General features: G+C 74.1%; 17 protein-coding genes and 1 pseudogene. 7 read left to right on the top strand and 11 right to left on the bottom strand.

Going from position 1 to position 26,180, the window contains the following annotated elements; genetic code table 11:
• A complete protein-coding gene (locus tag ABZX30_RS23210; protein ID WP_355936307.1) occupies positions 1 to 1,212 on the top strand; it encodes a type VII secretion system-associated protein in 1,212 nt (403 codons plus the stop codon).
• 91 nt (positions 1,213 to 1,303) lie between these two features.
• On the opposite strand, the gene ABZX30_RS23215 is transcribed toward ABZX30_RS23210, so the two are convergent.
• Positions 1,304 to 4,762, bottom strand: a complete 3,459-nt coding sequence (locus ABZX30_RS23215) for a right-handed parallel beta-helix repeat-containing protein (RefSeq protein ID WP_355936310.1) — start codon at positions 4,760 to 4,762, stop codon at positions 1,304 to 1,306.
• 296 nt (positions 4,763 to 5,058) lie between these two features.
• Here ABZX30_RS23215 and ABZX30_RS23220 point away from each other — a divergent pair, with 296 nt between their 5' ends.
• Positions 5,059 to 5,412, top strand: a complete 354-nt coding sequence (locus ABZX30_RS23220; RefSeq protein WP_355936313.1) for a hypothetical protein — start codon at positions 5,059 to 5,061, stop codon at positions 5,410 to 5,412.
• Positions 5,413 to 5,508: 96 nt separating this feature from the next.
• On the opposite strand, the gene ABZX30_RS23225 is transcribed toward ABZX30_RS23220, so the two are convergent.
• The 4 genes from ABZX30_RS23225 to ABZX30_RS23240 form a co-directional block, all read right to left on the bottom strand.
• Complete coding sequence (locus ABZX30_RS23225) at positions 5,509 to 5,955, bottom strand: hypothetical protein (RefSeq protein WP_355936315.1); 447 nt, start codon at positions 5,953 to 5,955, stop codon at positions 5,509 to 5,511.
• A 54-nt stretch (positions 5,956 to 6,009) separates the two neighbouring features.
• Positions 6,010 to 6,612, bottom strand: coding sequence for a hypothetical protein (locus ABZX30_RS23230; protein WP_355936317.1), 603 nt, complete (start codon positions 6,610 to 6,612; stop codon positions 6,010 to 6,012).
• A gap of 98 nt (positions 6,613 to 6,710) precedes the next feature.
• Positions 6,711 to 8,543 (bottom strand): HAMP domain-containing sensor histidine kinase, encoded by a 1,833-nt coding sequence (locus tag ABZX30_RS23235; protein ID WP_355936320.1) that lies wholly within the window; start codon positions 8,541 to 8,543, stop codon positions 6,711 to 6,713.
• A complete protein-coding gene (locus ABZX30_RS23240; RefSeq protein WP_355936323.1) occupies positions 8,533 to 9,288 on the bottom strand; it encodes a response regulator transcription factor in 756 nt (251 codons plus the stop codon). Before ABZX30_RS23240 ends, ABZX30_RS23235 begins: the two co-directional genes overlap by 11 nt.
• A gap of 281 nt (positions 9,289 to 9,569) precedes the next feature.
• Between ABZX30_RS23240 and ABZX30_RS23245 the strand changes: the two genes are divergently transcribed.
• The 3 genes from ABZX30_RS23245 (at position 9,570) to ABZX30_RS23255 (ending at position 16,105) form a co-directional block, all read left to right on the top strand.
• The gene (locus ABZX30_RS23245) at positions 9,570 to 12,941 is read left to right on the top strand and encodes a BTAD domain-containing putative transcriptional regulator (RefSeq protein WP_355936326.1); all 3,372 of its coding nucleotides are present in this window, start codon (positions 9,570 to 9,572) and stop codon (positions 12,939 to 12,941) included.
• A 204-nt stretch (positions 12,942 to 13,145) separates the two neighbouring features.
• A complete protein-coding gene (locus ABZX30_RS23250; protein WP_355936329.1) occupies positions 13,146 to 15,200 on the top strand; it encodes a phosphocholine-specific phospholipase C in 2,055 nt (684 codons plus the stop codon).
• A gap of 74 nt (positions 15,201 to 15,274) precedes the next feature.
• Positions 15,275 to 16,105: a phospholipid scramblase-related protein gene (locus ABZX30_RS23255; protein ID WP_355936331.1), complete on the top strand. Its 831-nt coding sequence runs from the start codon at positions 15,275 to 15,277 to the stop codon at positions 16,103 to 16,105.
• 124 nt (positions 16,106 to 16,229) lie between these two features.
• Here ABZX30_RS23255 and ABZX30_RS23260 read toward each other — a convergent pair whose 3' ends face one another.
• Together ABZX30_RS23260 and ABZX30_RS23265 are read right to left on the bottom strand one after the other, a co-directional pair.
• The gene (locus tag ABZX30_RS23260) at positions 16,230 to 17,192 is read right to left on the bottom strand and encodes a hypothetical protein (RefSeq protein WP_355936334.1); all 963 of its coding nucleotides are present in this window, start codon (positions 17,190 to 17,192) and stop codon (positions 16,230 to 16,232) included.
• Complete coding sequence (locus tag ABZX30_RS23265; protein ID WP_355936337.1) at positions 17,189 to 18,016, bottom strand: phosphatase PAP2 family protein; 828 nt, start codon at positions 18,014 to 18,016, stop codon at positions 17,189 to 17,191. Before ABZX30_RS23265 ends, ABZX30_RS23260 begins: the two co-directional genes overlap by 4 nt.
• A gap of 216 nt (positions 18,017 to 18,232) precedes the next feature.
• On the opposite strand from ABZX30_RS23265, the gene ABZX30_RS23270 reads away from it, so the two are divergent.
• Positions 18,233 to 18,865 (top strand): TetR/AcrR family transcriptional regulator C-terminal ligand-binding domain-containing protein, encoded by a 633-nt coding sequence (locus ABZX30_RS23270; protein WP_355936340.1) that lies wholly within the window; start codon positions 18,233 to 18,235, stop codon positions 18,863 to 18,865.
• Between the two features lie 162 nt (positions 18,866 to 19,027).
• Here the strand turns inward: ABZX30_RS23270 and ABZX30_RS23275 are convergent, their stop codons facing one another.
• Positions 19,028 to 20,083: a DUF2510 domain-containing protein gene (locus ABZX30_RS23275; RefSeq protein ID WP_355936343.1), complete on the bottom strand. Its 1,056-nt coding sequence runs from the start codon at positions 20,081 to 20,083 to the stop codon at positions 19,028 to 19,030.
• Between the two features lie 255 nt (positions 20,084 to 20,338).
• Here ABZX30_RS23275 and ABZX30_RS23280 point away from each other — a divergent pair.
• A pseudogene (locus ABZX30_RS23280) lies at positions 20,339 to 23,022 on the top strand (AAA family ATPase).
• 60 nt (positions 23,023 to 23,082) lie between these two features.
• Here ABZX30_RS23280 and pcaD read toward each other — a convergent pair.
• Genes pcaD through pcaG form a run of 3 tightly spaced genes read right to left on the bottom strand, consistent with a single transcriptional unit; the run spans position 23,083 to position 26,176 of the window.
• Positions 23,083 to 24,228, bottom strand: coding sequence for a 3-oxoadipate enol-lactonase (gene pcaD, locus ABZX30_RS23285; protein ID WP_355936345.1), 1,146 nt, complete (start codon positions 24,226 to 24,228; stop codon positions 23,083 to 23,085).
• Positions 24,225 to 25,574: a 3-carboxy-cis,cis-muconate cycloisomerase gene (gene pcaB / locus ABZX30_RS23290; protein WP_355936347.1), complete on the bottom strand. Its 1,350-nt coding sequence runs from the start codon at positions 25,572 to 25,574 to the stop codon at positions 24,225 to 24,227. Before pcaB ends, pcaD begins: the two co-directional genes overlap by 4 nt.
• Positions 25,571 to 26,176: a protocatechuate 3,4-dioxygenase subunit alpha gene (pcaG, locus tag ABZX30_RS23295; RefSeq protein ID WP_355936350.1), complete on the bottom strand. Its 606-nt coding sequence runs from the start codon at positions 26,174 to 26,176 to the stop codon at positions 25,571 to 25,573. Before pcaG ends, pcaB begins: the two co-directional genes overlap by 4 nt.
• Positions 26,177 to 26,180: the final 4 nt, after the last annotated feature.

Raw genomic sequence — 26,180 nt, forward strand, 5'->3', positions numbered from 1 at the left:
ATGAGTGACAACCCCGCACCCGACGATCCGACCGAGGACGCCCCGGCCGCGTCGGTGGCTGAACCGGCCGACCGGGCCGAGTTCCTGGCGCCCGCGCCGGACGGCCCGGGCCTGACGTTCGACGACCTCGTCCCGGAGGCGGTCCGGGACGTGCCGCCGCCACCCGTCCTGAGCTGGCCGGCCGAGCCGGGGGACGCCTCGCCCGGCGCCGACGCGGACTCCGGGGACAGCACGGCGGCCGCCGCGGAGAACGCCCGGGACGCTGATGAGTCGTCACGCGCGATGATGCCGACGGCACCGGACCACATCCAGAACGCCGCGCTGCTCGCCCCCGACCACTGGTTCGGCCTGGTCGACTCGGCCTGGACCGGTGCCTGGCCGCCGCCCCACTGGGCCGTGGTGGGCCAGTGGCGCTCCGACGCGGCCGGACGGCTCGTCGAGTGGCAGCGCAACCCGGAGTACGTGCGGTCTCCCGCCGCGCGCGGCTGGCCCCGGCCCACCGACCCGATCGACGCGGCCGTGCAGCGCGCCGCGGCCGGCTACGGCCTGGAGAACGAGGTGCCGCGGCTGGTGGCGCGGGCCGAGGTGGCCGTGTTCGTCCGCCCGGACGGGCAGCCGGTGGCGGCGGTCGCCCCGGACGGCAGCCCCGTGGTGCCGGTCTACACCTCGCAGCACCAGCTGGACAGCGGCGGGCGTCTCGCCTACGAGATCCATGCCGTGCCGGACCTGGCGGAGTGGCTGCCCGAGGGACACGCGCTCTACCTCAACCCGTCCGCCGCCGTGGCCATGCGGGTGGATCCGGAGGCACTGGACCAGGCGCTCACCGAGTTCCTCGAGGAGACCGCCGGGCAGGACGAGGGGGCTCCGGCCGCCGACCCCGCCCCGGTCACCGGCGTGGACCAGGCCTCGGTACAGGAGGCCGGCCCCGACCCGGCGGACCTCGCCCCGGCCGACCCCGATCCGGCCGGCCCCGATCCGGCCGACCCCCGGCCGACGGCGGGGGAGGCGGACGAACCGGTCGCCGCGGCGGCGCGGATCGAGACCGCCGGTTCCGTACCCGCGCCGGTCGCGCCTGCTCCGGCCCCCACCGACACCGCCGAGGACACGTCGGTTCCGCGAGACCCCCGGAACACCGACGAGCCCGCCCCCGCCCCGGCCCTCGGTCTCGCGGAGTCCGCCGCCGCGGCCCTGATGGCACCGTCCGGCCGCTGACCGGCCCCGCGACGTCCAGGGCCCGGCGGGTGACAACCCGCCGGGCCCTGTTCCGTACGTCAGCCGGTGTCCGTACCCGCCCGGACGGGCCCTACCGGCCGGCCGCGGCCCGCCCCGCCGGTAGCAGTCCGCCCGCGACACCCGCGCCCGCGCCCGCGCCGGCAGCCCCGGTCCGCGCGGCACCACCCAGCCCGGCCCCGTCCGGCAGGTCCTCCGGCAGCAGCCGCTGGAGGTCCGCCAGATCGGGCGCGGTCAGCCCGCTCAGCCGCCGGGCCTGGCTGGTGGTCATCTCCTGGAGCAGCTGCCGCGCGGTACGGGCGTTGCCGAAGGAGCGGTCGCGCGGCAGGGCGTCGATGTGGGCGCGCAGCGCCTCGACCGTCTCGGGGACGCACGCGTAGCCGGACTCCTCGGCCTGCCCGCACACGATGGTGACCAGTTCCTCCGTGGTGTAGTCCTCGAACCGCACCTGCCGGGAGAACCGCGAGGCCAGGCCGGGGTTGGAGGCCAGGAAGCGGCCCATCTCCCCGGTGTAGCCGGCGGCGATCACCACCACGTCGTCACGGTGGTCCTCCATCAGCTTCAGCAGCGTGTCCACGGCCTCGCGGCCGAAGTCGGAGGGCGCGCCCTCGGGAGTGAGCGTGTACGCCTCGTCGATGAACAGCACACCGCCCAGGGCACGTTCGAAGACCTCGCGGGTGAGCTGGGCGGTGTGGCCGACGTAGCGGCCCACCAGGTCGGCACGGGCGACCTCCACCAGCTGGCCGCGCGGCAGCACGCCCAGGGCGTGCAGCAGGCTCGCGTACAGCCGGGCCACGGTGGTCTTGCCGGTGCCCGGTGGGCCGGTGAAGACCAGGTGGTGGCTCATCCTCGGGACGGGCAGGCCGACGGCCTCCCGCTGCCGGGCGGCGGCGAGCACGCTGACCAGGTCCCCGACCTCGCGCTTGACGGCCCGCAGACCCACCATGGCCTCGAGCTCCGCCAGCAGCGCCTGCGGGTCGCCGGCCCGTTCCCGGCCGGACGCCGCCTCCTCCTCCCCGACGTCGGCGGGCAGGAGCAACGCCAGGTCGCTCTCGGCCGGTTCGGTCATCGACGCCAGCCGGGCGGCCTGCCGGTCGATCATCTCCTCGAACACCCGGCGGGCGGCGCGTCCGTTGCCGAACGTCGCGTCGCGCGGCATCCGCGCGTAGAGCCCGGCCAGCGCGTCGCGGGTGCTGGGGTGCAGCTCGTAGCGGTGGGCCGCGCACATGTTCTCGGTGATCGTCACCATCTCGGCGTCCGAGTAGTCGGCGAACTCGATGCTGCGGGTGAACCGCGAGGCCAGGCCCGCGTTGGCGGACAGGAAGGACTCCATCTCCTCCGGGTAGCCGGCGACCACGACCACCACGTCGTCACGGTGGTCCTCCATCAGCTTCACCAGGGTGTCGATCGCCTCCCGGCCGAAGTCGGCGCCGGAGCCCTTGCTGTCGGACAGCAGGGTGTACGCCTCGTCGATGAACAGCACCCCGCCGAGGGCCTCCTTGAACGCCTCGGTGGTCTTGATGGCGGTGCCGCCGATGACCTGGGCCACCAGGTCGGCGCGGGAGACCTCGACCAGGTGCCCGGAGCGCAGGACGCCGAGCGAGGCGAGGATGCCGCCGTAGAGCCGGGCCACGGTGGTCTTGCCGGTTCCGGGCGGCCCGGAGAAGACCAGGTGACGGCTCATCGGCGGGACCGGCATGCCCAGTTTGGCGCGGCGCTGCGCCAGCTGGTTGAGGTTGACCAGCGTGGCGACCTGGCGTTTGACGCCCTCCAGGCCGACCAGGGCCTCGAGTTCGGCCATCGGGCCGGTGGGCGCCGCAGCCGGTACGGGTGCCGCGGCCGTGGCCGCCGTGCCGCCGCCCGCAGCGCCGTCGCCCGGGCCGGCGACCGGTGCGGTGCCCTGGAGGGGCGTCCCCGAGGTGCGTTCCGCGCCCCAGGAGTCGGGGGTGGCGTTGCCGCCGCTGGACAGGTCGTCCACGGCCAGCCGTTCGCTGTCGCGGGTCTGCCGCAGGCCGGAACCGCGGTTGTCCCGCAGGGTGCAGCCGGTCACCGACACCGGTTCGGCGCTGTCGACGCGGATGCCGTCGCCGAGGCTGCCGGTGATCTCGCAGTCGCCGATGGCGGCCCGCCCGCCGGCGGCCACCCGGACCCCGTGCGCCCCGGATCCGGTGATCCGGGTGCGGGTCAGGGACAGGTCCGCGCCGTCCTCGGCGAGAGCGCCGCAGCCGCCGCTGGCCGAGATCTCACCGTCGCGTACGGTCACCCGGCCGCCGGCGGTCACGGCCACGCCCGCGTCGGCCGACGAGCGCAGCACGGCGTCGCCCAGATAGGGGTTGCCGCCGTCGGCGACCCGGACGGCGGCGCCGCCCGCCCCTTCGACCACACAGCCCTCCAGCCGTCCGCGCCCGCCGTCGCAGACCTCCACGCCGTCGCCGCCCGGGGAGGTGATGACGGCCCTGCGCAGCAGCGGGTTGGCGCCGGAGCGCACGGAGACCGCCACCCCCGCCGGGTGGTCGACCTCCAGCCGGTCGAACTCGGCCGCGGAGTCCTCGGCGAGCAGCACGGCCGCCCGCGCGTCGGCGCAGTCACGGACCGCGGTGCGGGCGAACACCGGTGTGGAATGGCCGAGTACGTGGATCGCGGTGCCGGTGGAGGAGAGGAACTCGCACTCCTCGAACGTGCCCCGGGACCGCTCGGTGACGACCAGCGCGGCCCCCGCCGTCCCGCTGGTGCGGCAGCGGCGCAGCGTCGGGTCGCAGCCCGAGGCCAGCATGATGCCGCTGTCCGAGGCGTCGGTGACGGTGACGTCCTCCAGCACGGGGCGGGCGCCGGTGGTGAGGTAGAGGCCGGTGGACACGTCACGGACGGCGGTGCGCAGCACCGTCGTCGCGCTGTTCCCTTCGAGGGCGACGGCCGGCTTGTCGGTGAGGGAGATCTCGCAGTCCTCCACCGAGCCGCGCGCCTCGCCGTTGGCGAGCACACCGTTGCCCCGGGCGTCGCGCAGCCGGCAGCCCCGTACCGTCGTACGGCCCTGCTCGCCGATGACGACCGCGGAGGACCCGAGGTGCTCGATCAGGCAGTCCTCGACCACGCTGCCGCTGGGGGAGACGTCCACGACGCCCGCGCCGCCGGGGTTGCCGACGCGGCAGCCCCGCATGGCCAGCGAGCCCGACAGCCGGGCCAGTACGGCCGTCCAGCCGGAACCCACGACCGTGCACCGCTCCATGGCCACCTGGCCGCGCGGCGCGTCGACCACCGGCACGTCCTCCTCGCCGCCGCGCAGCAGCAGGTCGGTGAGCATGACCTCCTCGGCCATCAGCACCAGTGCGCTGCCGTAGCGGGGGCAGATCTCGGCGCTGTCCCGGCCGCCCTCGGCGACGATCGTCACTCTGTTCCGGACGGTCAGGTTCTCCGGGTAGCGCCCCGGGGCCACGCTGATCACGGCCCCGGCGCGTGCCCGCGCCAGTGCCTCGCCGATCGTGCGGCAACCGTCCGGGCTGTCCGGGCTGACCCGGAGCACCTGCCGTGACACTTTCCCGACCTCCTGAGTCACGTACGCGCGTGCGCGGGCCACGCGGTGACGACGACCCGGCCGCGGACCCACGCCGGCGCTGTCGGCCATGCCCCGGGATCATAGGCAGCCTGGTGTGCGTAAGAACTGACCGCGACCGTGAGCCCGCCCGGGGCGGCCCCGAGTGGACCTCGGGGCAGCGATCCGCGGTCGTGGGGGCAGAAGGCGCCGCCGACGGGACCCGGCGGGCCGCCGCCTTGCTTGGCTGGGCGTGGCCGGCACGAAGCCGGCGCCCCACACGAACTCACGAGGTGTTCATGAAGAAAGTCAGCCTGCGGCGGGCAGCCGGAATCACGGCGGCATCGGCGGTCGCCGCCGCGAGCTGCCTGGTGGCGGCCGGGTCGGCGAACGCCGCGACGGCGCACCAGTTCACGCTCTGCTCCGACGGGTACTACGACTCCTACGCGTACTTCCCCGCCAGGAACTTCTCGACCACGATCGTGAACCCGGGCACCTGCACCACCCTCTACTTCGGCGACTCGGGCCCGGAAGCCGTCCAGCTGTACGAGGGCAACGGCACGTACATCGGCGGCTTCTACTACGAGAAGAGCACGGGCACCGGCGTCTCCACCACCGGCAACGCCTCCTCCCCGGGGTACTACCGCTGGTGACCCCGTACCGGGCCGGTGCCGCTCACCCGTTCCCACGGTGAGGGGCACCGGCCCGTCGGCATGAACAGAGCCCGCGCTCCCAGGGGCCCTCGTCCCTCAGACCGTGGCCGGCGCCTCGGCCGGGGGCAGGCCGCAGGCGCGTGCGGCGGGGCACAGGCCCGCGGCCATGCCGACGGCGACCGCCCCGAGGACGCCCTTGCGGGCGGCCGTGAAGAACCTGACCTGCACCGCCGCCGCGTCCAGGCCCGCCACGTCCGCCGGCCGGTCCGGGACGACGGTCACGTCGACGGTGGCCGGCGCGGTCTGTGCCGCGGGGTCCGCGCCGGTGCCGCCCTGGACGGTGCGGCCGAGTGCCGTGACCCTGCCGCGAACCGTCCTGCCGTCGGGCAGGGTGATCCCCGCCCTGACCCCGGCCTTGACGGTCCCGACCTCGGTGGCCTCCACCGGCACGGTCACGGACCTGGCGGCGGAGGTGTAGGTGAGCAGCGCGGTGCCGGCCGCGTCGCCGGGCTGTGCACCGGGTGCGTGTCGCTCCACACCCACGCGCCGGCCCCCGCGGCGCCGACGGCCAGCAGGACGCTCACCGCGGCGGCGGTCCTACTGCTTCTTGCCACCGAACGCCTCCAGGGTGCAGTTCTTGTCGGCCTTGCTCTGCTCGGTGGCGCTCATCGTGGTGTTGCCGTCGTACGTCCAGCCGGAGTTGTCGGGCAGCGCGGTGACCTTGAGCCCCTTGCCGTTCAGGCACTTCACGTAGGCCCGGTAGTCGTCGTCGTAGTGCGGGTTCGTCGTCCGGTCCATCTCGGGCGGCTGGAGCGGCAGTTCGTCCGCGCAGGCCTTGACGGCCGCCTTGGCGGTGGCGCTGTGGTCGGTGTCGTCGATGGAGTCCGGGCCACGGGCCGTGAGCATGCGGTGCCCGTGGTCCTTGAGGCATCCGGCGTAGATGTGCCAGTAGCGGTCGCGTTCGGCGTCCGAGCTGTCGAGACGCAGCTGGGGGCGGCCGTCGTCGGGGGACGGCGCTGCGCTCGCGGTCGCCTTTCCGGCCGGGGCACCGCTCTCCAGGGAGGCCACGCCGTGCCGCGTCGGACCGTCGCCGCCCGAGTCGCCCGAGCCGCCGCAGCCGGTGAGCAGGAGGCCGCCCGCGAGGAGGCAGGCGGCGCCGAGCACCCGGCCGTGGCCGGGAGTGTCGAAGAAGTGGGTCATGGGGCCGATCCTGCGCGGCGTGTGTCGGGAGACCGTCAGGAAGCGTTGCCGGTGCGATGCCGATCCGGCGCGGGTCCGGCGCGGGTCCGGTGCGGGGCTCAGACGGGCGGCCGGACCGGGCCGCCCGGTTCCCGGGCGGGCAGTCTGAGGGAGAACACCGATCCCCTGCCGGGCACGCTCGACGCGTGCGCGCTGCCGCCGTGCGCCTCGGCGAGCTTGCGGACGATGGACAAGCCCAGCCCGCTTCCCCCGCCCCGCCGGCTCCGTGACTTCTCCGCCCGCCAGAAACGGTCGAAGACCTTGGGCAGGTCGTCCGCGCCGATGCCGGATCCGGTGTCCTCGACGCCGAACACCACCTCGCCGCCCTCCCGGTGGGCGGACAGGGTGACCGTGCCGCCGGCGGGCGTGTGCCGGATGGCGTTGGACACGAGGTTCCCGATCGCCTGGCGCAGCCGCACGGGGTCGGCGTACAGCCGGGACCCCTCCTCCTGGGCCCGCACCCGCAGCTCCACTCCCGCGGAGCCGGCGCTGCCCTGGTGGGCGCGGGCGACCTGGGCGAGCAGCGCGCCCGCGTCGACCTCCTCCGGGTGGATCGTGAGCGCGCCGGCGTCGGCCGCCGAGAGGTCGCGCAGGTCGTCGATGATGTGCTGGAGGAGCACCGCCTCCTCCAGCAGCGAGGAGATGACGCTCTCGTCCGCGGGCACGACACCGTCCTCGACGGCCTCCAGCCAGCCCCGTACGTTGCTGAGCGGCGTGCGCAGTTCATGGGCGACGTCGCTCACCAGCGCCCGGCGCAGTCGCTCCAGTTCCTGACGCCTGCTCGACATCAGGTTGAACGCCGCGGCGAGCCTGCCGAACTCGTCGTCGCCGGTCACCTCCACACGCGCGTCCTGGTCGCCTTCCGCCATCCGCCGGGCCGCGCCGGTCAGGGCCCGCAGCGGCCCGACCATGCGGGTGCCGGCGACGTAGGTGACCGTCATGGTGAGCAGCAGCACCGTGACGGTTGCTCCGGCGATCCGCATGCGGTTGGCGTCGGAGAGGTCGAAGAACGTGGTGATCTTCCGGTCGGGCGCGGTGGCGAAGAGCAGCGCGGGCGGCGCCACGTAGGGGTCGAGCTGCTCGCGCCGGGCGGTGGGCAGACAGGTCGCCACCGCCCGCGGGTCGGGAGTGCCGCGGGCGGTGGCGGCGATCCAGGTGAGGTCGTCGGCGAGCTGCACCGACGGGGCGTGACGGGCGGCGAGGCAGCCGTTGACGAGCCGGCCCAGTTGAGTCAGCGCCCGGCTCTCCGTGGCGGTGCGCGTCAGCAGGCGGTCGACCTCGCACCGGTCGCCCGCGACCAGGGGGTGGCCGCCGAGCTCGATCTCCGGCCGCCCGTTGGGCTTTCGGACGACCTCGACGCTCAAGGTCTGTCCGGGGCCGCGGAAGCACCGGGCGACCCGGGACGCCTCGGTCTCCAGCGTGGTCCTCTCCCGGCCGGTCAGCCGGAAGGGGCCGACGGCGCGCGGATCGATGCGGTCGGAGAGTGTGCCGTCGCGACGGGGTGCCAGTGTGGTGTCCACGGCGAACGCGTCGACCGTCGCCGACGCCGTCGACGGCAGCGACCTGGCCGTCCTCGGGCTCCCTCCCCCGGAGTCCGCCAGCAGGTGGCGGTCCACATCGGTCAGCGTGATACGGCGCCCGGTCCGCTCGGACAGGGCGCGGATCGTCGGCCCGACCCCGCTCCAGTCCGGGTGCGTGGCCGCGAACCCGACGAGCGTGTCGTAGATCCGCGCGTCGTCGTTGAGGGCCCGGCCGCGCTCACGGCCGATGGCGACGGCGGTGAGGCTGACGACGAGCCAGGCCGTCGCGGCGATCGAGCACAGGGAGACCAGAGCGGACAGCGCCAGCAGTCGCGACCGCAGACTCCTGTGCAGCGGTATGTCACCTCGCACGGGAACCGGTCCCGCCCTCGGACCCGTCCGGGGAACGCACTTCGGCGATCTTGTAGCCGACGCCGTAGACCGTCAGCAGCCGCTCGGGCCGGGCCGGATCGCGCTCGATCTTGCGGCGCAGGTTCATGATGTGCCCGTCGACCGTGCGGGTCGTGACATAGCGGTCGATGCCGTGCAGGTGCTCCAGCACCTGCTTCCTCGTGAACACCCGGCCCGGAGCCGAGGCCAGCACCTCGAGCACGCGGAACTCGCCGGGAGTGCAGTCGGTCAGCCGCCCGTCCACCCGGACCTCGAACCGGGCGGGGTCGACCACGAGCGAACCCACGACGAACACCGGCTCGTCCCGCCGGGCGGCGAACCCGGCACCGGGGGCGGCCGTGTGACCGGCCCGCCTGAGCAGGGTACGGACCCGGGCGACCAGTTCGCGCGGGCTGCACGGCTTGGTCAGGTAGTCGTCGGCGCCCAGGTCGAGGGCGAGCAGCAGGTCGTCCTCCTCCGCGCGCGCGGTGAGCATCAGGACCGGGACGTCGGACTCCCTGCGCAGCACCCGGCACACGTCCAGGCCGTCCGTGCGCGGCATCATCCAGTCCAGCACCACGAGATCGGGCATCCGCCGCCGGATCTCGTCCAGGGCGGCCCGGCCGTCGTGGACGACACCGACCGAATGGCCTTCCCGCTCCAGGTAACGGCGGATGAGATCGGCCTGCTTGGGGTCGTCGTCCGCGACCACAACGTACGCACACATGGTGGCCATCGTAGGAACTGCGGCAGACCGGCTCCGGCGGCCTGCGAAGAAGCCGGCAAGTGGTACCGGACGCCGACAGGAAGACGACAACTTCCCGACATTCGGCGGTGAATCTTGGCGCCGGCACCCCAGCCGACGAACCCGTCCCGGAGCCGCACACGGTCACTGTCACGGACGACCGTTCGGCTGGGCGGCAGGGCCCGAAGCGGGCCGAGGAGATCTGATGATGCGTTCATTTCCTGGTGACGGCCGTGTGTCGCGACTCGGCTAATCTTCCCGGTGTGTTGCTTATCCGCGTTCTGGGTTCGCTGGGCGCAGAGGTGCGGGGAGAACCGGTCGCGCTGGGTGCGTCGCGGCAGCGGACCGTGCTGTCGCTGCTGCTGGCGGCCCGGGGCGCCGTCGTGCCGGCCGAGCGGCTGACGGACGAGCTGTGGCGGGGAACACCGCCCGCCAAGGCGAAGGCATCCCTGCACGCCTACGTGTCGAATCTGCGCCGGCTCCTGGAACCGGACCGTCCGCCGCGCGCTCCCTCGTCGATCCTGCTCACCGCTCCTCCCGGCTATGCGCTGCGGCTGCCCGAAGAAGCCGTGGACGCCTGGCGTTTCGAGGCCTGGGTGAGCCGGGCCCGTGACGCACCGGTCGAGGAGGCCCGGCGGCTGCTCACCGAGGCGCTCGGGTGGTGGCAGGGACCGGCCTTCGCCGAACACGCCACCGAACTGTGGGCGGCCCCGGAAGTGGCCCGGCTGACCGAACTGCGGGCCGAGGCACGTGAGCTGGCGGTCGCTACCGACCTCCGGGCCGGCCGCGCGGCCGAGGCGGTGCTGGCCGCGGAGGCACTCACCGGTGAACGCCCCTTGCGCGAGGAGGGCTGGCGCCTGCTCGCGCTCGCCCAGTGGCAATGCGGCCGGCAGGCCGACGCCCTGGCCTCCCTGCGCCGCGCCGCGGCAGTGCTGCGGGAGGAACTCGGCTGTGATCCCGGCCCCGCCCTGCGCGAACTGGAGCAGGCGGTCCTGGCGCAACGGGTCGATCCGCTGCGCACGTTCCCGCACGGCGACCCGCCCGCGGAAACGATGTCCGCCACCGCCGACCCGGGGCTGCTCGACCCTGCCGCGGCCGAACACCTGCGGGGGCGGCGGCATCTCTTCGTCGGCAGGGAGAGCGAGCTGGCCGCCGTGGACGCCGCGGCGCGGGCCGCCCGTACCGGGGGCGGCACGGTTCTGGTGACCGGTGAGGCCGGTGCGGGCAAGACCGCGCTCATGGAGCAGATCGGCACGAGACTGCGCGCCGGCGGATGGCGGGTCGTCGTCGGGCGCTGCCCCGAGTACGAGGGCGCGCCACCGGCCTGGGCCTGGGTGGAAGCGCTCGGCGAGCTCGCCCGGCAGGTGCCTCCCGCCCGGCCCGAGGAACTCGCGGTCCTGCTGCGTGAGCCGGCGGACACGACCGTCAAGGACCGTGACGCGGCGGCCGCGGGTCGCTTCCGGATGCACCTCGCGTTCACCCAGTGGCTGCGGGCCGTGGCGGCCAGGTCGCCGCTGGCGGTCGTCATCGAGGACCTCCACCGGGCGGACAGCGAGACACTCGCCCTGCTCGAGGTGGCGGCGATGGACGGCGTCCCCCTGCTCCTCATCGCCAGTTACCGCCCGGCAGAGCCGGGGGAGCACCTGACGAAGACCCTGGCGGTGCTCGCCCGCAAAGCTCCCTGCCGGGTCTTCGTCGGCGGCCTGCCGCCGGACGACGTCGCCGCCGTGGTCGGGGCCGTGTGCGGCGGCCCCGTCGACGCTGACACGGTCAGGGCGCTGGCCGAACGGACCGGCGGCAACCCGTTCTACGTCCTGGAAAGCGCCCGGCTCCTGGCCAGCGAGGGCGCCCTGGTCGCGGTCTCCGAGGTCCCGCAGGGCGTGCGTGACGTTCTCCGCAGGCGGCTGGCACTCCTGCCCGCCGCGGCCCGGTCGTCGCTCCAACTGGCGGCCGCCGTCGGTCTGGAGGCCGATGTGAACCTCCTGGCCGCGGCGGACGCCGACGAGGAGCACGTACTGAAGGGACTGGACGCGGCACTGTCCGCGGACCTCCTGACCGAGGTGCGTCCCGGCCGGGTCCGGTTCGTCCACGCCCTGGTCCGTGACACCGTGTACACCGACCTGCCCGGCGTACGGCGTGCCCGTCTGCACGCCCGCATCGCGCGGGTGCTGCGCGAGCACCGGCCGGACGACTTCGCCGCGCTGGCCCACCACTTCGCCCGCTCCGGCAACACCACGGACGCCCCCATGGCCATCGACTACGCGCTGCGCGCGGCGAAGGCGGCCGAGCAGCGCTACGCCCACGACAGCGCCGTGGAACTGATCCAGCAGGCCATCGACGTGCACACCACCTCCTCGGCCGAGACGCACGGACAGCCCGACCGGACCGTGGGGCTGCTGGTGCGGCTGCTGGGCGCGCAGATCCGGGCCGGTTCCACGGAGGCGGCCCTCCACACCCGCAACCAGGCGGTGAGACTCGCCGAACAGGCCGACCGGGGCGACCTGGCCGCGGCCGTCTACGGTGCCTGGACCGAACCTTCTCCCTGGCGCAGCCGCCTGGAGGCCTTCTACGACCGCACGTCGCTGCCCCGCCTGGAGCAGCTGGCCGCCGATCCCGGCCTCGACGACGCCACACGCGCCCGGGTGCTGCAGGTACTCGTCGACGTGGTCGCCACCGAGGACGCGCCGCGGGCCCTCGACGCCGCCCGCACCCAGTTGGCGATCGCCCGCACCCACGGCGAACCGCGGCTGCTCGCGGCGGCCTTGATGACCTCGGCCAGACTGCTGCCCCATGAGGTGCATGCCGCCGCCCGGCCGCCGCTCGTGGCGGAGCTGCGGCAGCTCGCCGACGCGAACGACCTTCCCGCCTACCGCTGGGTCTGTGAGCACCTGGACGGCATGACCGCCGCCACCCGCAACGATCCGGCGGCGGTGCGCCGGCACGTGGCGGAAGGAGTGAGGATCGCGCGCCGCTACGGGCTGCAGTGGGCGCAGGGCCTCAACACGGTGACCTCCGCCATGCTGGAGGCGGCCGCCGGCCGCTTCGACGTGGCGGAGGCCGACTACGCGAAGGCGCAGAGCGTCCTGCAGAGGGTCGGCACACATCACGCGGCGAGCATGGTCATGCTGGGCCGGATCACCGTGCGGCTCGCCCAGGGGCGACTGGCGGAGGCCGAGCGCGCGATGCGCGACGCGTACGAATCCGTCGGGGCTCCGGTCGGGGCGGCACTGGCCGTCATACTGGCCCGGCTCGGCAGGCTCGACGAGGCCGGTGAGGTGCAGCTCAGCCCGAAGATCATGACCGATCACCTCTACGGCATGGAACTCGACTTCCGTGCCCAACTGGTGACCCTGCGCAGGGACGTGGACGCGGCAAACGCGCTGATCGAGCACCTGCTGCCCCTCCGGCACCAGCTCGGTGCCGTGGCCGGAGGCGCCTACGTGACCCGTCCCCTGGCGCAGGCCCTCGGAGATCTGTACCGGCTCACGGGCGAAGACCGGGCCGCTGCCGAGAACTACGCGCTCGCGGAACGCACCGCGCTCGCCTGGAACTCGCCCCATCTCGTGGCGGACGCCCGCCGGGCGCTGGCCGCTCTCGACCAGGACCGGGAGCGACGCCGCACGATCCTGAGCTGACCCCCGGGTACCGGAACGTCCGATGTCCGGCCCGGATCCGGGCGCGGGGACTTCTTGGCGAGGTCTTGGCCTCGCGTACCCGCGCCGGTCACGTCGCCGCCACCGGGTCCTTCCCTGACGTTCGGTGCTCTTGGAACACTCGCACCGCGCATCATCCGCCACGTTCCGGCCATCCCGTACGCCAGGATGAGAGGTCCCTCAGCCATGCCCGAAGCCAACCGGCGTCGATTCCTCCAACTCGCGGGCGCGACCGCGGCGTTCACCGCGCTGTCCAGCAGCATCCAGCGGGCCGCCGCGCTGCCCGCCCACCACCGCACCGGGTCGATCGAGGACGTCGAGCACATCGTCGTCCTCATGCAGGAGAACCGCTCCTTCGACCACTACTTCGGCTCGCTCAGCGGCGTCCGCGGCTTCGGCGACCCGCGTCCGGTGGTGACCCGCCAGGACGGGAAGCCGGTGTGGTACCAGTCGGACGGCACGAAGGACCTGGTGCCGTTCCACCCCGACGCCGACGACCTGGGCCTCGCGTTCATCCAGGATCTCCCGCACGGCTGGAACGACGGGCACGCCGCCTTCGACCAGGGCAGGTACGACACGTGGGTGCCGTCCAAGGGCGCCACGACCATGGCGTACCTGACGCGTGCGGACATCCCCTTCCACTACGCGCTCGCCGACGCGTTCACCATCTGCGACGCCTACCACTGCTCGTTCATCGGCTCCACCGACCCGAACCGCTACTACCTGTGGACGGGGTACACGGGCAACGACGGCAAGGGCGGCGGCCCGGTGCTCGGCAACGAGGAGGCCGGCTACAGCTGGACCACCTACCCCGAGCGCCTGGAGAAGGCCGGGGTCTCGTGGAAGATCTACCAGGACGTCGGCGACGGCCTCGACGCGAGCGGCTCCTGGGGCTGGATCCCGGACGCCTACCGCGGCAACTACGGCGACAACTCCCTGCTGTACTTCAAGCAGTACCAGGACGCGAAGCCCGGTGACCCGCTGTACGACAAGGCCCGCACCGGCACCGACGCCCGCAGGGGCGAAGGCTTCTTCGACCGGCTGAAGGCCGACGTCAAGGACGGCAAGCTGCCGCAGATCTCCTGGATCGTCGCCCCCGAGGCCTTCACCGAGCACCCCAACTGGCCCGCCAACTACGGTGCCTGGTACGTCTCCCAGGTCCTCGACGCGCTCACCGCCGACCCGGAGGTGTGGGCGAGGACGGCCCTGTTCCTCACCTACGACGAGAACGACGGCTTCTTCGACCACGTCGTACCGCCCTACCCGCCGGCCTCCGCCGCGCAGGGCAGCTCGACGGCCGACGCCGGGCCCGACCTGTTCAAGGGCGACAGCGGCCATGTCGCCGGGCCCTACGGGCTGGGGCAGCGGGTGCCGATGCTCGTCGTCTCCCCCTGGAGCAAGGGGGGTTACGTCTGCTCGGAGACGATGGACCACACCTCGGTCATCCGGTTCATGGAGCGCCGCTTCGGCGTGCACGAGCCGAACATCTCGCCCTGGCGGCGCGCCGTCTGCGGCGACCTGACCTCGGCCTTCGACTTCTCCCGCGCGGACACCCGGCCGGTCGCCCTGCCGGACACCGCCGGCTACCGGCCCCCGGACCGCGACCGCCACCCCGACTATGTGCCGGCCCCGCCCGCGAGTGGCGCCCTGCCCAGGCAGGAGCGCGGGCACCGGCCCACCCGGCCGCTGAGGTACGCGCCCGTCGTGGACGGTTCGGCGGACCCGGCGATCGGCGGGCTCACGCTCACCTTCGCCTCCGGTGCCCACGCGGGCGCCGCCTTCCTCGTCACCTCCGGCAACCGCGCCGACGGGCCCTGGAGTTACACCACCGAGGCCGGCACGTCGGTCTCCGGTACCTGGGACTCCGCCCGCTCCGGCGGCTCGCACCATCTGAGCGTGCACGGCCCGAACGGCTTCCTGCGCGTCTTCAAGGGCCCGGGGAAGACCGCGGGAGCGGAGGTCACCGCCCGGCACGCGGGCGACGGCATCGAGCTGGCCTTCACCAACCAGGGCTCCGGCACGGCCCGGTTGCGGCTGGCGAACGGCTACGGCGGACGGCCGCGGAAGGTCACCGTGCGGCCGGGGGCACGCGTCCGGCTCACGGTGGACCTCACGGCGAGCCGCCGCTGGTACGACCTCACCGTCACCTCCGACGCCGACCCGACGTTCCTGCGGCGCTTCGCCGGACATGTCGAGAACGGGCGTCCCGGTGTCAGTGACCCGGCGATCGTCACGGAGTGACGGAGCGAACGGGCGATGAATACCGCAACGTGGTGACTGGTCAGGTACCGGTCGGCTCAGGGTAGTGTGCCCCGGTGACCACGCAATCGAACACTCCTGCAGGCTGGTACCCCGATCCGCACGGTGCGCCCCGGACGCTCCGTTACTGGGACGGCGTGCAGTGGACCGATCACACCGGCCCGGACCAGGGCGGCGCCCAGCAGGCCGCCCCGCCGGCGGCCGTTCCGCAGCAGGCCGCCGGTGACGCCCGTGTGCAGCGTCAGGTCCAGCAGCAGGCCGGAGTGGCCGGCGGCGGCCCCGGCGGCGGCAGCCTGTTCACCGAGCCGGTCCTGGTGGTGAACCAGAAGGCCAAGCTGATCGAGCTGACCAACGAGTACAAGGTCATGGATCAGAACGGCAAGGAGATCGGCTCGGTCGTACAGGTCGGCCAGGGGATCATCAAGAAGATCATCCGCTTCGTCTCCAGCCTCGACCAGTTCATGACGCACAAGCTGGAGATCCGGGACGCCTTCGGACAGCCGCAGTTGCTGCTGACCCGGCCCGCGAAGATCTTCAAGTCCAAGGTGATCGTGCAGCGCCCGGACGGCTCGCCGGTGGGCGAGATCGTCCAGCAGAACATGATCGGCAAGATCAACTTCGCGATGAACGCCGGCGGTCAGAAGGTCGGCGCCATCAAGGCGGAGAACTGGCGGGCGTGGAACTTCGCCATCGTCGACCACGCGGACAACGAGGTCGCCCGGATCACCAAGACCTGGGAAGGCCTCGCCAAGACGCTGTTCACGACCGCGGACAACTACGTCCTGCAGATCCACTACCAGCTGCCCGAGCCGCTGCTCAGCCTCGTGGTGGCGACGGCGCTGACCGTCGACACCGCGCTGAAGCAGGACGCGCGGGGACTGGGCTGATCCTCGCCGACGGTATACCGGCGACGGCGGTCGGTGCGCACGGCGTTCCGCGCGCACCGGCCGCCGGGCCCGGAGGCCAGCGGCCCCGTTGCAGGACCGCAGAAGACATAACGGGTGTTTCCCCCTAGAGCGGGCTGAGCCGTCCCGGCTCCGGCTGCTGGCGTGGCACCAACGCCGGTTCGAGCGACGCCGTGCCCGGCTCCAGCGCCAGCACCGCCGCCACCGGGTGTTCGGCGCCGTCGTCGGTGGCGGGCCCGGCCGCGGGAGTCGCCCGGGTCAGCAGCACCACCCCCCAGGAGGCCAGCCCCGCCCCGGCCAGCGCCAGCAGGACCCCGGCAGTGCCGCCCCGGAGTCCCTGGCCGAGCAGGGTGAGCCCGATCACCGCGGCCGCGACCGGGTTGGCCAGGGTCACCACCGCCAGCGGGGCGCCCAGACCGCCCCGGTAGGCCGTCTGCGCCAGCAGCAGCCCGCCGGTGGCGAACGCGGCGACGAGCAGCGCGACCCCGACGGCCCCGGCGACCCCGACACCCGGCCCGTCCGCGGACCGGCCCGTCGCCGCGACCGTCACGGTCTGGGTGAGCGCCGACGCCACGCCCGAGGCGAAGCCGGACGCCGTCGCGTGCCGCAGACCCGGCCGGGCACCGGGCCGCGCCAGCAGGCCGATCAGCGCAGCCGTCGTACCGGCGACCGCCAGCGCCTGCGTCAGGCTCAGCACCTGCTCGGGGGCCGGGCCCGAGGCGGCGGCCAGCACGGCCGCCAGCCCCAGCAGCGTGAACGCGGTGCCGCGCCACTCGACCGGGCTGACCCGCCGCCCGGCGGCCCGCGCCCCCAGCGGCACGGCCGCGACCAGAGTGAGCGCGCCGAGCGGCTGGACCACCGTCAGCGGACCGTACTCGAGGGCCACCACGTGCAGCAGCGCGCCGCCCGCGTTCAACCCGACCGCGGACCACCACGCGCCGCTCGCCGGAAGCTGCCGCAGGCCGGAGCCCGGAGCCCGCGCGGCGAGCCGCTCCTGGGCGACGGCGGCCGCGGCGTAGGCGACGGCCGAGACCAGGGACAGGGCGACGGCGATCAGGTCGGCGCTCACCGGCCCGCTCCGGCCAGGACGGGCGCCTCGGGGGACACCGGCAGCGGCCGGCGGCCTCCCCGGCCGCCGCGCCGTGCGTGCGGCGCACTCGCTCCGTTCGGGGTGCGGTGCGGCGGGCGGACCAGGGCGAGTACCGCGCCGAGCAGGGCCGTCGCGGCGATCGCGTCGAGCCAGTAGTGGTTCGCCGTGCCCACGATCACCAGCAGGGTCACCAGCGGGTGCAGCAGCCACAGCGGGCGCAGGCGCGACCGGGTGGCCACGATCAGTCCGACGGCCACCATCAGGGCCCAGCCGAAGTGCAGCGAGGGCATCGCGGCGTACTGGTTGGAGAGGTGGTCGGTCTGCGGTGGACCGTAGACGGAAGGGCCGTAGACGCGAGCGGTGTCGACCAGCCCCGTCGCGGCCAGCATGCGCGGCGGGGCCAGCGGGAACGTGAAGGGCAGTACGAGGGCGGCGGCCGTGATAGCGGCGAGGACCCGGCGGGCCCAGAGGTAGTGCGCGGGCCGCCGCAGGTACAGCCAGACCAGGAAGGCGGCGGTGGCCGGGAAGTGGACGGTCGCGTAGTAGGTGTTCGCCAGGCGGACCAGGGTGTCGCCGTGCAGCAGCGCGGACTGCACCGCGCCCTCGCCGGGCAGCTGCGCGGCCCGTTCCAGGTGCCACACGCGGCGGGCGTTGTGCAGCGCCTGACCGGTGTGGCCGGTGGCCAGCTGCCGGCCGAGCTTGTAGACGAGGAAGAGCCCCGTCACGAGCAGGAGCTCACGGACGACCGGCGGCCGCGCCGTGGCGTCGGCGTCCGCTTCCGCAGGCGCGGTTCGGGCGTTCATCCCCGCCCCCTTCGCTGATGGTGGTGCCGGCTCTTCGCGATACGTCTCCGTACCGATACGCCAGTGTACCGATACGGCAGAGTACCGATACGGTCGGGTACCGGTACACTGGCGTATCGGTTGACGTAGGACACACTGGATACGGGTTTCGGGAAACCGCGCACGGGAGTGACCGCGTTACCTGAGTGACCGCGCCACGAGTGAGGAGAAGAGCACATGACGTCGCAGGCCGCGCAGGCCGCGCAGGCCGCGGACGGACCGGAGACGGTCGCCGCCGCGCGCCGCTCCAAGATCACGCCCGCGCGTGAGCGGGAGTTCTTCGACGCCGTGCTCGAGCAGATCCGCGCGTGCGGCTACGACTCCGTCACCATGGAAGGGGTCGCCGCCAGCACGCGGTGCAGCAAGTCCACGCTCTACCGGCAGTGGAAGACCAAGCCCCAGTTCGTGGCGGCGGCCCTGCGCGCCAGCCGCGAGGTGCGCTTCGCCGGGATCGACACCGGATCGCTCGCCGAGGACCTGCGCCGGGCCGCGCTCGCCGCGGGCGACTGGTCGGGCAAGGACACCCGGCTGCTGCAGGCTCTGGGGCACGCGGTCACGCAGGACCCGGAACTGCAGCAGGCGCTGCGCGAGACGCTCGTCGACCCCGAGATCGCCGCGCTCCAGGAGATGATCCGGCGCGGTGTCGAGCGGGGCGAGGTGCGGGCCGATCACCCGGCGCTGGAGTACGTGCCGGCGATGATGTTCGGCGTGCTGCGCGTGCGGCCCGTGCTGTGCGGCCGGTACGCCGACTCCGACTACCTGCTGCGGTTCGTGGAGGCCGCCGTGCTGCCCGCGCTCGGGCTGACCTGAGACCAGGCCGCCGTCCACGGGATGACTGGACGGTGGCCTGCCGGCGCCGCACCGTGGGGACGGGGGCGGCGCACCCCGGCCGGGTGGGGTGCCTCTTGAGCGGAGAGGCGCCCCACCCGGCCCGCTGTCCGGCCCGGCTCCTGTGCGGGGCGGACCGGCGGGTCAGACGTTCTGCCCGTTGCCGCCGCCCGACGACACCTTGATGCTCTTGGTGATCTCGTCGATGACCGACGCCTTCTGCCCGACGTCGACGCCGAAGCGCACCACGACGATCTGCCGCGGATCGGCGGGCGAGGGGAAGGCGAGCGACTCGACGTAGCCGTCGGCGCCCTTGCTGGTGACCGCCTGCCAGCGGACCAGGTAACCCTTCTGCCCGGCCACGGTGACCGCCTTGGAGGCCAGCACCTTGTGGGAGGTGATGCTGCCGTAGGTGGTACCGCCGTAGGACTGCTTGGCGTTCGCCGCGATGTCCGCCTTGGCGACCTCCTCGGCCGTGTCGCCCTCGCTGCGCAGCAGCAGTGCGGGCGCCGAGTAGGCGCCGCCCGCGGTGCAGCTCTTGGAGGTGTCGCCCGGGCACTTGTAGGAGTCGTCGGAGGTCACCTGCACGCCCCCGGAGAGCGTCTCCCCGGTCCAGCCGTCCGGTACCCGCATGCTGATCCCGTTGAACGGGTCGCTGATCGTGCCGCCGCCCTTGACCTTGGGCGCCCCGGACTCACCGGGCGAGGGCGACTGGCCGCCCGGCCCGCCGCCCGAGCCGCCATCCGAGCCGCCGCCCGGCCCGCCGCCCGAGCCGCCACCCGGCCCGCCGAACGGCCCGCCCTGGCCCTCGGAGCCGCCCTGCCCGCCGGGGCCGCCGGGGCCGCCCGGTCCGCCGGAGCCCTGCCGCGACCCGGCGCGGTCGCCGCCGCCGTTCCCGGAGAGCGCGTACACGCCGACCCCGATGCTCGCGAGGACCGCGGCCGCCACGGCGACCGCTATGCCCGTCCGCAGACCGCGGCGCGGCGGGGCGGGCGGATGGGCGGGATAGGCCGGGTGGGCCGGGTGGGCCGGATACGGCCCGGCGGCCGGCGAATGAGCCGGGGGACCCCATACGGTGGCCGACCCGGCGGGACGGGTCTGTTCCGTCCATGCCTTGCCGTCCCACCAGCGCTCGGTGGCGGGACCGTCACTTGTCTGCCCGGGATCGGGGTACCACCCGGGAGGAGTCACCTGCGTCATGACCCCACCGTATGAGGCGTCGGTGAAAGACGGATGAGAAGCCCCCGCATCCGCGGCCCCGGGACCGGCCCGGCGGTCATGTGCTGACGGTCCGTCGGCTCGCCCGGGCACTGGTCGGGGCCGCTGGGCGTCGCACCGCCGCACCGCCGTTCACCCGTCACGGCAACAGCTGCGCCGACCCGCCTCCCCCCGGCCCACCGGACGGCTACGCTCGAGATCGGTACGTCGTTCGAGCGAATTTGGGGAGGGAATGTGATGACGGAGGCACGGCCCCCGGTGGCCGCCTCGGCTTCCCTGTGGGAGCGCGACGCGGAGATCGCCGTCGTCACGCGGGCGCTCGACGCCCTGTGCGCCGACCGCTCGTCCTCCGGGCGCCTGCTGGTGTTCCGGGGCGAGGCGGGCCTGGGCAAGACGGCGCTGCTGGCCGAGATCCGCCGGATCGCCGAACGCCGCGGCTGCACCGTGTGGTCCACCCGCGGCGGCGAGACGCTGAGGTCCGTCCCCTTCAACGTGGTACGGCAGCTGCTCCAGCCCGCGCTGGTCTCCCTGCTGCCCGAGGAGGCCCGCGAATACCTCGGCGACTGGTACGACATCGCCGGCCCCGCCCTCGGCATAGCGGAACCCGGCGAGGGCCACGCCGATCCGCAGGGCGTGTGCGACGGACTGGTCGCCGCCGTCCGCAGGCTGGCCAAGCGGTGCTGGCCCCTCGTGCTGCTGATCGACGACGCGCACTGGGCCGACCAGGAGACCCTGCGCTGGCTCGCCGCGTTCGCCGAACGCCTCGACGACCTGTCCGTACTGGTCGTCGTCGCCCGCCGGCCCGGCGAGGTCAGCGGCGACGGCGCCCGTCACCTCGACACGGTCGCCGCGGCCGCGGCGACCGTGTCAACAACCTCAGCGCCCTCACCCCCGACGCCACCGCCGGTCTCACCCGCGCCACCCTCGGCCGGCACGCCGACGCCCCGTTCTGCCGCGAGGTGTGGGCCGTCACCGGCGGAAACCCGTACGAGACCGTCGAACTCCTCGCCAAGGTGCAGGACAGCGAGTTCGAACCCGTCGAGACCCACGCCGGTGAACTGCGCGCCCTGAACCGCTCCTCCCGCGGCGGCGGACTCGTCGCCCGCCTGGAGGGCCTCGGCACCGACGCGACCACGTTCGCCTGGGCGGCGGCCATCCTCGGCACCGGCATCACCGTCGACCTGGTCTCCCAGCTCGCCACCATGCGCGAGGACGACGCCCTGCGCTGCGCCGAACAGCTGGTGAGCGCCCGCATCCTCACCGAACCCGACCCCGCCGCCGCCGGCCCGGACGACGGCGAGCTGGAGTTCGTCCACCCGCTCATCGCCTCCGCCGTCTACAACTCCATCCCGCCCGCGATGCGCACCGCCATGCACGGCATCGCCGCCCAGGTCGTCACCGAATCCGGCCGCGGTGCCGCCGCGGCCTCCCGGCACCTGCTGGAAGTGCACCCCGACGACGACGAGGAACTCGTCGAGCAACTGCGCGAGGCGGCCCGCGAACACCTCGCCGTCGGCGCGCCCGACGCGGCCCGCCGCTGCCTGGAACGCGCCCTGGTCGAGCCGCCCCTGCCCGACATCCATCCACACGTCCTGTACGAACTGGGCTGCGCCACCCTGCTGACCGCACCCGCGATCACCATCGACCACCTGCAGACCGCCCTGGCCATGCCCGGCCTCGTGGGCGAGAAGCGCATCGACGCCGTGATCCGCCTCTCCCAGGCCCTGCTCCACAACGACCAGCTCGAGGAGGCCATCCGCACCGTCGAGGCGGAGGCCGCCCGGCAGGAACCGGGGCCCGCCAAACTCCGGCTGCAGGCCGTGCACTTCATGTGGGAGTGCCTGCACGCCGGGGAGGCGGCCACGCCCGGCCGTTCCGAGAGCCTCGCCGAACTCGCCCGCACCTGCACCGGCCGGGACAACGCCGAGCGCGCCCTGCTGATCCTGCGCGGCTTCGACGCCCTGACCCACGGTGAGAACGCCGAGGAGGTCGTCGAACTCTCCGACCGGGCCCTGGTCAACGGCCGCCTCGCGCCCGGACTCGGCTGGACCGACACCGAGTGGGGCATCGAACTGCTGCTGATGCTGGCCAACTCCTACGCCTACACCGACCGCCTCGACCGCGCCGAGGCGCTCTACACGGACGCCCTGCGCACCTACGAGACCGCCGGCTGGAGCGGCGGCCACCTCGCCCTGGCCCACGCCTACCTCGGCCTCGGCCACCGCAGACGCGGCCGGCTCCGGGAGGCGGAGACGTCCCTGCGGGAGTCGCTGCGCATCGCCGAACGCGTCGGCCGCGGCCTGCCGCTGTACTGGTCGGCCACGTGCAACCTGGTCGACACGCTGCTCGCCCGCGGGCACGCCGAGGAAGCCTGGGAAGTCGCCGAACAGTACGGCTTCGCGCCGCCGTACCCGTCCACCATCGTGCTGCCCGACCCGCGGTCCGTACGCGGCCGGCTGCTGCTCGCCGTCGGCCGCACGAAGGAAGGCGTCAACGAACTGGAGGCCGCGGAGAAGGCGGCGGACGCGCGCGGCCACCACAATCCGGTGATGGTCCCGTGGGCCCTCGACCTCGCCCGGGCCCTGGCCACCGAGGACCCGGCCCGCGCCGCCCGGCTCGCCACCGACGCCCGCCGGCAGGCGGAGCGGTTCGGCACGGACACCGCCATAGGTGAGGCCCTGCGCTGCGCCGCCGCCCTGGAGACCGGCCGGCGCGCGGTCCGCCTCGCCGCCCAGGCCGTCGCCTACCTGGAGGCCTCACCCTGCCAGTACGAACATGCGGCCGCCCGCGTCGAGTACGGCATCGCCGCCCGTTCGGTCGCCGAGCTCAACCGGGGCCTGGCGCTGGCACGGTCGTGCGGGGCGGACGGGCTGGTGGCACGGGCGCGGGAGGTGCTGGAGCGGGGACGCGGGCTGCGGTAGACCGCATACGTCTTTCGTATGCGACGTCCGCATACAGAAGTCGGTCCGTGTCCGCGGCCGTCACTTCGGCTCCGCTTCCCTCTCCGCTTCCCCCTCCTCCTGCGCCAGCACCCGCTGAGCCGTGGCGAACGCCGAGTTGGCCGCGGGCACCCCGCAGTACACGGCCGTCTGCAGCAGCACCGCACCGATCTCGTCCGGCGTGAGCCCGTTGCGCCGTGCCGCCCGCACGTGCATCGCGAGCTCCTCGTAGTGGCCGTGCGCGACCAGCGCCGTCAGCGTGATCATGCTGCGTTCGCGGCGGGAGAGCGTCGGGTCGGTCCAGATCTCGCCCCAGGCGTAGCGCGAGATGAAGTCCTGGAAGCGCGCGGTGAACCGGGTCTGCCGGGACTGCGCCCGGTCCACGTGTGCGTCGCCGAGCACCTCGCGCCGTACCGCCATACCGCGCCCGGCCGTCTTGTCGAGGTGGGTGCGCAGGGCGGTCAGCACGGCGTCGGGGCACTGGGCGGGCGCCAGGTGGGAGGCTCCGGGGAGTTCGACCAGGGTGGCCTCGGGCACGGCGTCCGCGATCTCCCGCAGATGGGCGGGCGGGGTCGCCGGGTCCTGCCGGCCGGCGACGAGCAGCGTCGGTACGGCGATGCCGGCGAGCCGGTCGCGCAGGTCGAAGGCGGCCAGCGCGTCGCAGCAGGCGGCGTACGCCTCCGGGTCGGCGTCCCGGTGGTCGTCGACCAGCCTCGGCACCGTGAACCCGGGCGTGAACCAGCGGGCGTCGGCGTTGTCGGCCAGCCACCGCAGGCCCTCCCGGCGGACCCGTTCGGCCCGCTCCCGCCACGGCTGTGCGCCGCCGAAGTGGGCCGAGGAGCAGATGACCGCGAGGGAGGAGAGCCGTTCGGGGTGGTGCACGGCGAGGTGCAGGCCCACCGCGCCGCCGAGGGACACCCCGGCGTACGCGAACCGGTCGATGCCGAGGGAGTCGGCGAGCGCGAGCACGAGGCCGGCGAGGTCGCCGACGGTCGCGCCCGGCCGGATCAGGCCGGCCGCCGAACCGCCGTGCCCGGGCAGGTCCCAGCGGACCACCCGGTGGGTGACCGACAGCTCGGGGGCGAGGGCGTCCCACAGGGCGTAGGAGGTGCCGAGCGAGGGGCCGAGCAGCAGCGGGGAAGCGGAAGCGGGTCCCTCGGCACGGTGGTTGAGCACTTCTCTTGTCAACGTCGCTCCAGGGAACGGTCGGTGAGGGCTCCGGCGGAGCCGGTGTAGCGGGCGGGGTCGGTGAGCTCGTCGAGATCGAGATCGAGGTCGACCTCGGCGTTCTGCAACTCCGGTACCCGAGCGAGCAGTTCGCGCAGATCGCGGTCCTCGGCGTGGGTCCGGCGGGCGAGTTCGGTGAGCAGCTCCTTGGCGCGGGCGCGGCCGAGGAGCGGGGCCAGCCGGGCGGAGAGCCGCTCGGAGACGATCAACCCGTGGGTGAGGCCGAGGTGGTCGCGCATGATGTCCGGGTGGACCCGCAGCCCACCGGCCAGTTCGGCGAGGTTCTCGGTGGCGCCGCCCACCGTCCGCAGCAGGTCCCGCAGCGGCTCCCACTCGGCGTGCCACGCCCCGGCGGGCCGCTCGTCCTCGGCCGCCAGCGATCCGTACAGCGTGGCCGCGAGCTGTGGTGCCCGCCGGGCGACGGCCGAAAGGAGCGTCGCCCGTACTGGGTTGGCCTTGTGCGGCATGGCCGAGGAACCGCCGCCGGTGCCCTCGGTGACCTCGCCGATCTCGGTGCGGGACAGGGTGAGCACGTCTGCCGCGATCTTGCCGAGCGCGCCGGCGGTGAAGGCCAGGCACCCGGCGAGGTCGGCGATCGGCGTGCGCAGGGTGTGCCAGGGCAGCAGGGGCTCGCGCAGACCGAGTTCGCGGGCGTAGGCGGCGGGCAGGGCGAGGGCGTCCTGGGCGCCGTAGGCGGTGAAGGCCGCCAGGGTTCCGGCGGCACCGCCGAGCTGCACCGGCAGTGAGCCCCGTACCGCCTCCGTGCGGTCCCGGGCGTCCAGCGCGAGCGACCGCCATCCGGCCGCCTTCAGGCCGAACGTGGTCGGTACGGCGTGCTGGGTCAGCGTCCGGCCGGGCATCGGGGTGTCGCGGTGCTCCGCGGCCAGCGCGGCCAGTGCACCTTCCGCGCGCGCCAGATCGGCGAGGACCAGGTCCAGGGTGCGCGCGGCCACCAGCATCGTCGCGGTGTCCATGATGTCCTGGCTGGTGGCGCCCCGGTGGACGTACGGCCCGTACTCCGCGCCGACCGCCTCGGTCAGTTCCTCGACCAGGGGGATGACCGGGTTGCCGCCCTTGCGGGCGCGGGCCGCCAGCGTCTGGACGTCGAAGCCGGCGCGGCCGGCCGCCTCGGTCACCGCGGTCGCGGCCTGCGCCGGGGCCAGCCCCAGGGTGGCCTGGGCCCGGGTCAGGGCGGCCTCCGCGTCGAGCAGCGCGCGCAGGTAGGCGTGGTCGCCGGTGGCGTCGGCCGCTGCGGCACCGGCCCACTCGGGGGCGAGCAGACCGGTGTCGGCGTGCGGAGCTGTCACCGGAACTCCAGGAAGACCGTCTCGCCCTCGCCTTGAAGGCGTACGTCGAAACGGTACGTGCCGTGCCCTTCGTCGGCGGCGATCAGCGTGCCGCGCCGCTCGGGGTCCAGGCCGGCGAGCAGCGGGTCGGCGGCGAGTGAGGCATCGTCACCGGGGAGGTAGATCCGGGTGAACAGGTGCACGAGCAGGCCGCGGGCGAACACGCACACGCTCAGGTACGGGGCGCTGTGCCCGCGTGCGCCGGGCCGCAGCGTACGCGCGTACCAGTGACCGCCTGCATCCGTCTGGACGCGTCCCCAGCCGGTGAACTCCACGCCGTTGCGGCCGAGGTAGCCGCCGCCGGCCGGATCGCGCCGCATGGAGCCGTCGGTGGCCGGCACGCGGCCGTCCGGGCCGGGTCCCCACAGCTCCAGGAAGGCGTCGGGCAGCGGATTGCCCTCGCCGTCGGTCACGTACCCCTGGACGGTGATGGTGTCGGGGTGGCCGAGCGGGGCGATGTCGCCGCCGCCGGGGAAGGGCAGCGCGTACCCGTAGAACGGGCCGACCGTGTGCGAGGGGGTGGGCAGCACGCTCTCGGGCCGGCCGGTGTCGGTCGTCGTCATGGCG

Source organism: Streptomyces sp. NPDC004542, assembly GCF_040610035.1.
GTDB lineage: Bacteria > Actinomycetota > Actinomycetes > Streptomycetales > Streptomycetaceae > Streptomyces.